This is a genomic window from Segatella cerevisiae, assembly GCF_024054555.1.
Taxonomy (GTDB): domain Bacteria; phylum Bacteroidota; class Bacteroidia; order Bacteroidales; family Bacteroidaceae; genus Prevotella; species Prevotella cerevisiae.
In genome coordinates this window covers 1-12,695 of record NZ_JAMXLY010000041.1, presented here as the reverse complement: position 1 = coordinate 12,695, position 12,695 = coordinate 1, and the positions used below count along the sequence as shown (strand labels likewise).

General features: G+C 38.3%; 11 protein-coding genes. All 11 read right to left on the bottom strand.

The window, feature by feature from the left end; genetic code table 11:
* Positions 1-64: 64 nt before the first annotated feature.
* The 11 genes from NG821_RS09975 to NG821_RS09925 all read right to left on the bottom strand — a co-directional run bounded on the left by NG821_RS09975 (position 65) and on the right by NG821_RS09925 (position 12,645).
* Entirely contained in the window at positions 65-1,369 is a 1,305-nt protein-coding gene (locus NG821_RS09975; protein ID WP_252761517.1) for an ATP-binding protein, read from the bottom strand.
* Positions 1,370-1,800: 431 nt separating this feature from the next.
* Entirely contained in the window at positions 1,801-2,298 is a 498-nt protein-coding gene (locus NG821_RS09970) for a hypothetical protein (protein ID WP_252761516.1), read from the bottom strand.
* 160 nt (positions 2,299-2,458) lie between these two features.
* The gene (locus tag NG821_RS09965; protein ID WP_252761515.1) at positions 2,459-3,097 is read right to left on the bottom strand and encodes an N-acetyltransferase; all 639 of its coding nucleotides are present in this window, start codon (positions 3,095-3,097) and stop codon (positions 2,459-2,461) included.
* Positions 3,098-3,115: 18 nt separating this feature from the next.
* On the bottom strand, positions 3,116-3,283 hold the full coding sequence (locus NG821_RS09960; RefSeq protein ID WP_252761514.1) for a hypothetical protein: 168 nt from the start codon (positions 3,281-3,283) through the stop codon (positions 3,116-3,118).
* Positions 3,284-3,709: 426 nt separating this feature from the next.
* Positions 3,710-4,444 carry a hypothetical protein gene (locus NG821_RS09955; protein WP_252761513.1) on the bottom strand — a complete coding sequence of 245 codons (735 nt, stop codon included), beginning with the start codon at positions 4,442-4,444 and terminating at the stop codon, positions 3,710-3,712.
* Complete coding sequence (locus NG821_RS09950) at positions 4,437-5,513, bottom strand: transposase (RefSeq protein WP_252761512.1); 1,077 nt, start codon at positions 5,511-5,513, stop codon at positions 4,437-4,439. Before NG821_RS09950 ends, NG821_RS09955 begins: the two co-directional genes overlap by 8 nt.
* Positions 5,461-5,904, bottom strand: coding sequence for an ISAon1 family transposase N-terminal region protein (locus NG821_RS09945; RefSeq protein WP_252761511.1), 444 nt, complete (start codon positions 5,902-5,904; stop codon positions 5,461-5,463). The genes NG821_RS09950 and NG821_RS09945 overlap by 53 nt, the downstream gene beginning before the upstream one ends.
* 65 nt (positions 5,905-5,969) lie before the next feature.
* Positions 5,970-7,496, bottom strand: coding sequence for an ATP-binding protein (locus tag NG821_RS09940; protein WP_252761510.1), 1,527 nt, complete (start codon positions 7,494-7,496; stop codon positions 5,970-5,972).
* A gap of 157 nt (positions 7,497-7,653) precedes the next feature.
* Positions 7,654-8,331, bottom strand: a complete 678-nt coding sequence (locus NG821_RS09935) for a putative polyvalent protein kinase domain-containing protein (protein WP_252761509.1) — start codon at positions 8,329-8,331, stop codon at positions 7,654-7,656.
* A 643-nt stretch (positions 8,332-8,974) separates the two neighbouring features.
* Positions 8,975-10,726: a UvrD-helicase domain-containing protein gene (locus tag NG821_RS09930; protein ID WP_252761508.1), complete on the bottom strand. Its 1,752-nt coding sequence runs from the start codon at positions 10,724-10,726 to the stop codon at positions 8,975-8,977.
* Positions 10,711-12,645 (bottom strand): ATP-dependent nuclease, encoded by a 1,935-nt coding sequence (locus tag NG821_RS09925; RefSeq protein ID WP_394802080.1) that lies wholly within the window; start codon positions 12,643-12,645, stop codon positions 10,711-10,713. Before NG821_RS09925 ends, NG821_RS09930 begins: the two co-directional genes overlap by 16 nt.
* Positions 12,646-12,695: the final 50 nt, after the last annotated feature.

The following is a 12,695-nucleotide window of genomic DNA, read 5'->3' as shown; positions in this document are numbered from 1 at the left end:
ATGCGCTATTACCTGTTGCAATTTTGATGCCAGCTCCCCCACATTACCACTGTGAAAGTAATAGTCATTCTATTCCGAGGTAATCTTCCAATTTCCAAGCCTGGACATTTTCAATTCCATTGCGGTTTTTTTTCGCAATGTCATCCATTGAGACAATGATTTTAGAATAATTGTCCGTTATAGCTTCAAGAGACCGATATTCTCGTGCAGCCGTTATATCGTCATCTATAGTCCACGAGGACTGGACATACAATATACGATCCTGTTTCTTAGCGATAAAATCCACCTCCCGATTCAGCATCTTCCCTATATAAATGATAAAGCCGGCACGCCGCAATGCCTGATAGACATAATTTTCAAGCAATGAGCCCTGACCATAACCATAGCTATCATAAAGATAATTGTGATAGCAATTATCATTCACGTAATACTTTGCCGCACCTTTTAGAATCTCCCTTCCCTTAAGATCATATCTCACAGCCTTCAGGATGAGAAAAGAATCTTCTAGATACCCTATATAACTGGATACCGTATCATAGTTTTGTTTACGGGCTTTAACATCTTTCCTTTTCTGTTCATTATTCAGATCGTTCACAATATTGCCAATTGAAACAAGAGACGAAGAATTATTGGTCAAATAAGAGAATATCCTGTCCAGTAATGTTGCGTCCTTGATATTATAACGCTCCACGATATCTTTCAATAAAATCGTATTCTTGACTGATTCTACATAATGCCGCCGGGTTTCCTCACCTTTTAAATTAAGAAATTCCGGAAGTCCGCCGGTAGTAAGATATCTGATCATTGACTGACGGGAGACCACGGATTCATTCAAGGCCCGGAGATGCTCTTTATAACTGAACGGCTGGACTTCAAATTCCACGTAACGAGCCGACAGCAAAGTGGCAAGTTCTCCTGACAACAGTTTACTGTTACTACCTGTCAAAAACACCTCGCAGTCCAGACTCGGATCCTGTGACAAAGAATCAACTATCTTCTCCCATCCCTTTAAGTTCTGAATCTCATCTAGAAACAACCAGGTTTTTTTATTCGGATTAATTTCCTTGCAATAGATTTCAAACAGATCCATTAAATCACCTGGAGTTTGAAGAAACTGATAGCAATAGAATTCCTTGTTAATGTATAATATTTGCCTAGGCTCTATGATATGATCACGCATTAAGGCTGAGATCATCTGCCGCATCACATAACTCTTTCCTGACCGTCGCTGCCCCGTAATCACTTTAATAACCCGATTACCGGTAAAGGGCAATATTTTCTTTAAATAGTATGAACGTATTACGCCATTGTCAAATTGAGTACCACTCCAGTAGTTTAACTTCGCGATTTTCTCTAATCTATTGTCCATATTTCTTTTTATTTTTCACAAATATACAACAACAAATTCAAACACATTATAAAAAAGTCACATTTTCTCTTGAAAATTCAAATACATTTCATTTTTCAGATATCAGAAAACCCCTTTCATAGAATAACGTGACTATCCCAGAGAAGCGTTGTCAGATTTGAAGGCGGTTAACTAAACTAATTTATAACGTTTTTCCATTCAACTAAGATACAAGTCCCGATTCCGGGTTCGGCACAAGATCAGACATCCTTTAGCAGACTGGCGAACAATCCACCGGTTATTTTGTAATTTTGCATATGGTACAGCTTTGAATATCTTGAAGTTACGACAACCTTCATTCATAGTGGATGTCATTGTTTACACAAAATGTCCGGATTGACCTATTCCTGTCTTTCGTCTTGTATTGTAGAGGAAGAGGTTCGATGACGGCTTTAGCAGGAACAAGTAAAAGTCATGTCCTTTCCCTGCACAACCGTCATCCTGTATACCGCCTCGCTGCCATCCTTCTTCATGATAAACAGCGAGCGCGGACGTTCTCCGGCCAGACTGTCGCCAGGCAGGATACGGTACCAGGCATTGACATACCCGCAGTTGAACCGTGAGCAGATATATGACCTGATCACTTTCCCCTCCCGCCAGTCATTGATGAGGCGAGGGAGCCACGAATATCGTTTAAATTGGATATATATCTCCTTATCATTTTCCATGATTTCCTTCAATGCATCATAATATTTGCCGTCGGAGTCCTGAATCTCATGCTGCCCATGGGGCGAATAGAACAAAATATCATGAACAGACCTGGCGTCAAAGTAATAATGCGGATGGATATATCCGACATTGAAACCCTTCAATGTCATTTCATACGCAAGCATGCTCCGCTGTTTCTGTGACATACCCTTTATCTTCCGCCAAATTTCTTCGTATGTCATTTTCCTGATTCTGTTATTCGTTCCCTCTTGCCGGATTTCGCTAATCTCCCAGTGTCTTCTGAAAACAATATGTACCCAATTGATGTATATATCGTATCAGCAAGGTACTCCAAGTATTAATGATATAGAGTTACCGAAGAACAATACAAACTTATTAATTCTAAAGTTTGGGTTTCTCCACTATATCCGTATACATCAAATCAAGGAACATCAACCGAGTATGAAGTGTTTCTCCTTTTTCGATATGAGTAGCCTCTCGCTCATCATATTCTGACGTATAAAGGAACTTGAATTTGTTGCGGAGATAGAAATTCAAAACATTTTTCTTATTGTAAGCATCCACTACAAGGAATCGGCAACCGGTTTTATTATCTTCATCAATAAACCAAGTCTTAACGTAATTGATTACTTGTTGTCCTGCAAAGAAATTCTTTCCTTGAAAGAGCTTATTCACGCCCAATCTTCCAAGGAGAACAGCTGGATAAGAGCGAAGATGCTTTGGTCCGGGGACCTTGCGTTGAACTCTATTAGTAGAACTCTTAGGAATAAAGGTAGTCTTCACACTATCGTTGGACACAGTGAAGAATGCTACTACCTGTGTGTGGTCACCATTATTGTCAATGAAGCAATATGTCTTGCCAAGTCGTTCTTTAGCATATAGCAATGCCCCCTTATGGAAAAAGTCCTCAAGATCTTTGTCACCTTCGCTATCTCCACAATAAAACGGCAACGCTGCAAGTTCTTCAGACAATGGGTAGAACTCACAGCGTTCAATAATATCGTAGTCAAATGAACTCATTTGTCTACTATTCTTAGCTTACTTGATAACAAGTTTACGCGAACGGTCCTGCATACGCTTGATAGCCTGTCGCATATCCTCTGTGATAATAGTATGTCTCCTGGCAGAGACATTTTCTGCCAGCCTATTGAACCGTTCAGCAGCTTTACCCGTAAGAACCGGTATTGGTTTAATTACTATAGCCATATACTATCTATTTTTTGCAAAGTTAGCAAAAAGTTTTGATCACACCACCAATCTTGCCACTTTTTCATCAAAGAAAACGCAAAAATGATATCAGTACATACCCAATTAATATACATATCGTATCAGCAAGGCACTCCACGTGCTCCTGACTTTAAGTCACAGATGAATTAAAAAGATTGGAATGGGTTGGCCAATTGATCGGGTATTATTTTCATGCCTTCCGTTTTATATAGGAAGAACAGTTCCACATAATCTTTTGTACTCAACATAATTATTAATTTTAGATGTAAGCATAAAAGTAATATTTATTAAATGTCAAGTAAAATGCCTATTTAGGACGCTTACAAGAGATTTTAATCTTTGGTCAGCTGGTCAGAAATCCTTTTCATAAAGTCAAGGCGGGCTTTATTACATTATACGGCATATCTAAATAGAACACTCGCTGTTTACATTTCCAGTGCCATTATGCTTAGTGGAAATCTTGTCGGTGAATATTTTATTGCGGAGCTGAGCACGTTTAAGAAGATCTGAGTAACGACAAACGACGAAACGGATTCGTGCATCATCTCGTGATCCTCCATAAACACCACGCTCATCTTCTAAGAACATGTATGTTTTAGTATAATCATAGTTAAACTGTGTATGTGCTCTTTTGACATCTTCATAGCTGAATTCTTCGCCTATCAAGAAACAGTAGAAATCATCAATCATAAATTTATCCTTGGCAAATTCTCTTAGCAATCCAGCATAATCGAAGACTTGATTTATATATTTTGATGCGGGCACCGAGATACCTTTCAATTCAATGATTATACACTTACGCTCGGTTGGAAAAAGTAGTATATCTGGGCGGCGCGTCAGTCTCTTTTGGTTGAAACTATTCAGTCTTTTTCGTTCTTCTTCTGTAAGATCTTTTCTAAAAAGGGATTCACCTTTATACTCCATCAAACTGAATTTTGTGTCGGAAATTCCCTGATAATGTATATAATCTTCATTTATCAGCCATAGATTGCTCGAAAGAACATCCGTTGATTTCTTGGGAAACAGAATCTTATGAATCAAGGTCTCCGATTTATCCTCACTGCCTTTCTTTTCTTTCCCTTGTTGCTGAACTATAAGTTTTTTCGGGGCACCAGCATAGTTCCGTGTTAGTTTACCCAAAGATTAAGGAAACTCTATACATGAAGAAGGGAAGATCAGAGACTCCATGTAGTTGCGCTCTGAATCTCTTGAGTTTGGAGTTGAGTGATTCAGCAGCGGCATTGGTTGACCTGTTGATAAAGTAATTGAGTACTTCCTCTTCCTTGAACCTGACGGCATCCCTTGCAGACTTGACTTCCCTCAGGGAGCAGCCGGCAACCTTCTGATACCATTCATGCAGTCTGTTCCTGGCGTTCACTCTGTCCAGAGTCTTCATTCTAAAGACATTTCTGAGGCTGTCGACAAGGTTATACGCTTCTTTTATCTTTGGGTATAAAGAGAAGAGCAATCCGGCCCTGATCTTCTGTGTATCGCTCCAGTTGTTTCTGCTTACCCTCAGTAGTCCCCGGCTTCTTGTAAGCAGCTCGACTCCGGTATCGCCGTTGTCAAGTATCTCCGGCTTAAAGCGCTCATTGAGTCTAATTGGCTTCCTGCCACGCTTTCTGCCTTTATACCTCCTGGGATGTTTTTTGCGATAGTATTTACGCTGCTTCACCCTTTGCTCAAGTTTGTTTCTGAACTCCGCCTGTTTTTTACGCTGATCCTTTATTGCCTCACGCTTGCTGCGGAGACGGATTTCCTCCACCGCGTCACCGCATCGCTTGATGATATGGAAACAGTCGATCACTATTGTCGCATTAGGAAAGACTGCACTCACGATGGAATACATACTGTCGGAGAAATCCATGGTCACTTCCCTGACCTCAATACGCTTCTCCTGTGGTATCTGCATGAGGATACGGATTACCTCCGACGCCTTCGTCCCCCGTACGGCTGCAATCACTGTTCCGCGTCTCCCATGGCCATCCTTGTTGGACAGGATCGTGAACAGGTCTTCCTGCAGGGATGTCTCGTCTATGCTTAGCCTGGGACCCATGTTTTTCTCCAGTAATATCCAGTCGGATGCATGAGGCTTCTGCTCCCATTGCCGGAAGTCGCTCAGATAATCCTTGTATGACCGTTCAAGGCGATCCCCGTTAATCTTGTAGTAAGGTTCCAGCGAACGTGCCGTCACCGGGGATGTATCCAAGACGTTCTTTTAAAAAATCCGCAAACTCCTTCGAGTAGCGGGTGCCTGTCACTGCTAGTGGATAGACATTCAGGACGACGTTATGCCCGTCGGGAGAAGTCCATCTCCGGCGACGGATATGAAGGACTACCTTCTTGTCACGGATTGGAAAGTCGTTGACTAGAGCCGGCTCCGTGAAACCATTGGGACGAAGTTCCTGTAGGGACTCATCACCGGACTTCCGGTTGTCCCGCTCATCAAGATATACATGCAGGATACCAGTGTACACATTCTTTTTAGAGATCTTCAACTTCTCTTCTTCTACCTTTACAAGGTCAAACCAGTCAAGTATACCTTCCGGAAGAAGGAAACTTGCAAAGAACTCATAGGATTTATTGTTATTGTTGTTCATGGATGCAAAGATACGCTCTTTCTTGCATTCTACAACTTATAACTTCAACCTTTATCTTCTTATAGTCAACACGGATTTATACATGTGCCCCGTTTTTTCTTTAGGATGTCATCAAATATTCGCAGTATGACCTTCCGCTTTGAGACATAATTCAACAACTCAAGCCTATTAATCTCTGGTACCAATGCAGCAGTACCCTTAATCTTCTTATCAAGTTGACCTTCATAATCCTTATCTATAGGATTAAGTTCTACCATAGAGTTCATGATATCATCAAGCTTGTTATATTTGTTTGCTTTGTCTTCTGCATCAGAAATATAAATTTCTTTAAACACTTCCAGTGTAGTTGCATTCGGATTTGAAGCTATCTTCCTGACTTTCTTTTCATCAAGGGAATAAAGATCTACAAGACGTTCTATTTTCTCTTCAATATTTTTATGAGCATCATTAATCTTTGTATAATGCTTAGCAATATTGGTAGTAGCTTTTTCTTGTATATCTTCGATAACTAAATCCTCAGGGAAATTATTTTCAAAACTACGCTGTTTCTTTAATTGCTCCTCATTTAACAATATTAGATTACCACGCTTATCCGTATCTTTATTGGAGAAATAATTTCCAGATATGAGGAAAAGTCTAAAACAATCGTCAATTTTGGGACTATGCTCAATAAAGGAAAAACTCAGTCCGTTTGCAGGGACCACCTCTCCTTTACTCATTATCTTCACTTCATTCTTATTCTGAATCTTTATAGGCAGTTTATATGAATTGACGAGGAAAGATTCTTTCCTATTAATTTCCAAGAGCTTTCCTTTTTCATTCAACTTGCGATAATTAACAGTGAATGAAAAATTCTTATCTATTGAAGGCAAATCATCATTTGTAATGTGCTTATCCTCTTTTGCATTGTGTATATCGTTAACATATTCAACTATGTTGACAGTTGGATTATTTGGTGAGTTAAGGCACATCCTTCCAAGATAACGGTCAAAAAGTTCTTTTCGAAGTTTTTCTGTCGTTAACTCATTATAAAATTTTCTATCGTCATCGTTTTTAAAAGTGAATAGTGCTACCGTTGTACCAGTAGGGATGTTGCCATCCACTTTTTCTGGGATTCCTTCCCATAGGACTGACTTATAATTCTTATAGAAGTTAATGGAGTATATGAACCTTCGCATATACTTTTTGCCATTCTCTTTATAAACACTATGTATATCCGTATTCTCAACAAAGTGAAGGTATTGTATTCGACCACTTCCAAAGTTATTGAACCCTTTGGACGTATCGAACAAAGTTTCAATTCTCATCAGATCTGCTTGCTCTACGCCATGTCCTGTATCGGATATTATCACCGAATTTAGGTCACGTCTATTACCCGTTAGCCGTGGGGTAAAGTAAAGTTTGATGGTAATCTCACCACCATTATTATCTATAGCCTCAAAAGCATTAGTTACAGCTTCATAGATAGGCTGCAATTTATTCTCATGTTTTGTGACTTGTCTCCTCATCATCGATGGGAAATCGGCACCAGCAGGATAAAAAAACTCCTTGTCGTGTTCGAATGATTGAAATATGGAATAATCACTACTCATAAACTAAATTCTAAATATTCATGTCCAATTGATGCCCATACCCTATAAACATGGCGTTTTAGGTTGTCCCTTATTTTAAGTCACGAATAAAACTAAAGAGATTTTATCTTTGCCCAATTAGCCGAGTATCATTATATTGAATTCATAGCAGCGGTTCCTATTTTAAGAATTTGGGAGACTGGCTATAGTATGTGCTGATATTGCCTTCATCCGACTTGTAAAGAATGGTGTCAATGAAGTAAAGGTTGCCATCAATACCAACTAACACGTTATTCGGGGAAGCATCAAAAATGTCATGAATACCATTCGTGAAATATTCACCATTCATTCGAGACATAAAGCCTAAACGTGCCAGCTCATCAGAAATTTCTTTCTCAGTAGCCTCTCGTTCGGAAATGATGTAGGGCTGTCGTAGAACAGCACAAACCTTATTATCCTTGTTCTTAGCAAAACCGACCAAGGTATAAGCACAATCAGGAAAATAGTCATTATGAGCTTTGATGCGGTCAAAGAACGGCGTAAGGTTATCATCCGAATAACGAAAGTCGTTCAGTTTATAAACGACATTCCCTCTTAAGGACATGTAAACTTCATTCTCTGAGCCTCTATCCTCATAACTTCCAAGTTCGGCGGTCTCTATCCAGTAACCATGTTTATTTGCCCATTCTGCTATACGAGCGATTTGGACTCCCTTGCAATTCGTTGTTCCCGCAACCGCTTGAACTGATTTGAGCACTCCTTGTGCGAAAGTTTCAACCTCCTCCAGGATTCCACCGATTGAATCTTGATGGCATTTATCTTTTTGTGATAGTCGTTGAGTACCGGTTCCATCCATTATTCCTTTCTTCTTATATCTTGACTTTGCAAAAATAGCTAAACTTTTCTGATTTACCAAACATCAAATGAAAAACTTCAATCATTCGATTTTTGCCTGACTATCAGTTTGTTGCCGATTATTAGCGTAATACTTAATGCTCTATCTCAGGTTATTTTGTTTTTCTTAGCAGCTGATCAGATTAGGTGAAGGGTTGTCGGACAAGAGAGGCTGAAACAAGGACGACAAAAATGTGATTCACAGCAGTCGTGAAGTGCTTCAGTAGATTCACGGTTCAAAGATAAGAAAAAAATCAGAAATAGAAAACGAATTGTTGTGTTTTTTACAGATAATGGAATCAATCAACAGAAATAAGCGTTCTTTTTGATCAATTATAAACCTCAGACCTATTTCTCAATCAAGAATAGATAGAGGATAATGGTTGACAAACCAAACCAGACAGAATCAGACAAAATGAAGTATCTGTCAAAATGAGGATGAATTAAAATGCGGAACAGACAAGATATTCCCAAGTGTTCCTGACTTTGAGTTAAGAGTAAAATTGAAAAGATAGAAATAGGTTGATCAATTGACCAAGTATCCTTTTCATGAAGAGTCAAAGATTCACACAAGATACCTATTTTGGACGCTTACTTTATTTTTACTAGTTATCAGACTCTAATCTATAGATATTCAACAGCTCCCCAAATCTATTATGGATTAATTGTTGAGTCTCCTCTGATAAGTTAGGCACAGAAAGAAATAACCGATTACTTGCCCTACTACATGCGACATAAAAAAGGCGATGATCGTCTGCCTTTTTCTGCAAATCCGTATTGATTAAAAAATCAACAGCTTCATTTTCACTTTCAATGATTACAAAAACATTATCAAATTCCAAACCTTTAGCCTTGTGAATAGTCATATTAGTAGTCTGATCCTCTTTGCAATTGACTTCTCTTGCAAAATCAAGATAAGGATGAGCGAATAACTCTTTAGGCTTACCACTCCTTACAAGACCAATTCTAGAATCCATTGATTCTTTTATGATCGCAAGCAATTGGTTGCCATCACCTTTGCTATAATCATCGTATTTAGAACATAATATCTTCAAATATCGAACAGCCTTCTTCTTATCATCCAAGTTCCTAATATCCAACGAAAAACCTTTGCTAAGGGATTTAACTGCATCATCCATCAACATCTGACGGGCATTCTCAACGGCTTTGACACAGGCAATAAATTTTCTACTTCTTTCATGAGCATCTGAAAGTTCAAGTAATTGTTCAAACAAATTCTTTGATACGAAACTCGGTTGCACATGAATTTTCATTTCATTTGCTGTTTGATTGCTCCAACTGAGTGTATAAATATCCTTTTGTTTTCCTTCACCGTCTTTGCACAGAGATTTACTTTTGTTATAGGCCTGTATAACTGGACCAATTAAAAGTTGAGGACAGCCATAATCTTCTTCTCTGACATTTTTTTGATTCAACTCAGGACGCAACACGTTCAAAAAATTCACAATAGATTTAGTACTTCGACGATTATCCGCAATCGTATAATCTGCTAAATGAGGAAAATCAATCTCATGAATAAATCGAACATCACCACCAGCAAAACCATAAATAGACTGGGCTTCATCGCCGATGACGGTAACATAACTTCTTTCTTTTGCCAATTTCTCTATAAGAAAATGTTGTATTGAAGAAGAATCTTGATATTCATCCACAAGAATATATGGAAATTTATTAGAGATTAAACGCTTGATGCGAGGACACTTTATAAAAAGTTGATAAGAAAAAAACAAGACATCATCGTCATGCATAATTCCCTTTTGACTCCATACTTCTTGTTTATAACAATTAACGAATTTATTTTTTAATAAACCATATAGAGGATATGATTTTCCACTTTGTTCTAGACTTATTCTTTTATCTGTTAAATTCCAACGATAAGATGATATATATTGGCCTATTTTAGAGTAACTTACTTTTACTCTTGAATTTTGGAAAACACTTCCACATCCACTTTTTCCTATAACAGAATTGATAAATTCATAATGCGTATATACCGTATCATCATGTCCGTCTAATTTCTTTATGTCGAAATCAAATTGATCTGCAATGAGATGAAAATAGGGCTTAATGACATTAGCATATAAGAAAGCATGAATCGTTGACACTTCTATCCTATCCATCCCAAATTTGATCTTTTGTTGGATATTTTCACAAGCCTTGTTGGTATAGGTAATACATGCAATCTTCCGGCAGTTCCCAAGTCGGTCAGAATATTTAAGGATCTCCTTCAGTTGGCCTATTAGCCAATGAGTTTTACCAGCTCCCGGACCAGCCATAACCCTAATATTGGAATCAAAATTTTGAGGCTCGTTCGAATGTATTAGTTGAGCACCCATTTTATAGCCTCCTCTATATAATCCGGCACATTAATATTACTGTTTTGTTCAAGATTTTCAGAAAGTTCCAATGCATTGATTCCCTTGCTCACGGATTCCATGTATCGGGAAGCAATGACTCCTTGACGCCGGTCATCCTTTTCCTTCCAAATAGAATCGTCTCTATACAATTCTATGAGATCACTATCATTACAGGCTTCAAGTGTTTCTGACAAGGTCTTACTGTTGATCATAGTTGTCAATTCGACTTTGTTTTCCAAAGAATCAACAATAATATTTGCATTGTGTGAATTTTTGCGTGCAATCTCATATTCGAGAGTTTTACCCTTACTGTCTTGAGAAAAATACCTAATATTCTTATGCTCCTTAAATTCGTCAACTCTATCCTCTGAATGATTTTTGTAGTCATAATGCTCAGAGTCAGCATCATACTCTATGGGCCAGCAAGATTTCCATTTGGCATTTTGAGCGGAATTTTTCAACTTTCTGACTGGATCTCTATCGGTAATGCAAGCAACCTTAATGGGAAGTGTACCTTTTTGTCTCCCATCATAAAGTTTCAAGAAATTTTCAAAGTACCTGCCTCCGATATTAACTACAACAATCTGTTTCTTCATCCACTTTTCATAGAGATTCAACCTCTTGGCAAATGCAGGCAAGAGTATTTGCTCCGCCATACCTTCAACAAAGATGATTCCACCTGCAAATAGCATATCCGCACGAGTAGCATCAAGGTAACGCTGGATATAATTCCTAGACATATTATCATCTGCAAAGACGGCACGAGGATAATAGGCTGTAACTATTCCATTCTTATCTTTATATAAGCAAGTAAACTCATCCAACTTAATCTTAGCAGCCAAACTGGAAGAATGGGTTGTAATGAAAATTTGCCGGACATGACCATCACTCTGATTCTTTCTGATAAATTCGAGAAACTGATATTGGAGTTCAGGGTGTAGATGGGCTTCAGGTTCCTCTATAGCCAAAATCGGGAAACTCCTTACATTATTTTCTCCCATAAAATCCATACTGGTACTTGATTGCATTTTGGAAAGAAGCAGAGAGATATAAATCAGGTTATTATAGCCGAGTCCATTCTGAGATACCGGCAACGAATAACCTAACTCATCCGACTCAACCAGGAGTTGAAGAATTTGCAACAATTGGCTTTCGGAAATTTCTCCATCAAATTTAATTTTACTGCCCTTTAAGATTGCACCAGTATCATTGGCATATTGAGTAATGCTTTCCGTACCATCCTTAATTCGGTCCAGGACCTTCTCTATCACCTTTTTTGATTCCTCTGCAAATTCTTTTTCTCTCTTATCTTTTTCACTTTTATTTTTCTCTTTTTCTTTTGCTTCATCCCCGTTCTGATTATTTTCTCCTTTATCATCCTTTTTCTTATCAGGAGATAGATCGTAATCTAAGAAATAAGTCAGTACATCTTTTAGCAAATCATTGTGTCCACTAAACATGGACTGCTCTACATCCCGTAATGCACCAACAAACTGAAAATCAATCTTTCTCAAATCGGCTGAAGCTGCTTGACGTTGTAATTCTGGAGGGCCACCATATATATTATATCCATACTTACGTATATATTTCTTCTCAATGATATGAAACAGATCTGAACTAGTTTGAGCATCTTTCATGTCATCTGTGTAGGATTTTTTCTCGGAATCAGGAAGATAGAATCGATAGGTAAGGCAAGATTCAAGTTTCGGCTCTACGGCTATAGCATAAGTCGTAAACAAGGCAATATCATCTGAATCTGCATCCTCACCTTCAGACTCCTTGACATAAACACTAATCTCCACATAAGGTGACTCCTCTTTTAATGGTTCATCCGACAAATGCGTAGTTTTTATCATGTAGCGATAAAATTTTGAGTTCAAAAAACTTCTCATCCCGATATCCATACGCCTGTCTTTTCATTGTCTTGATTTTGTTGTTTATCCCTTCA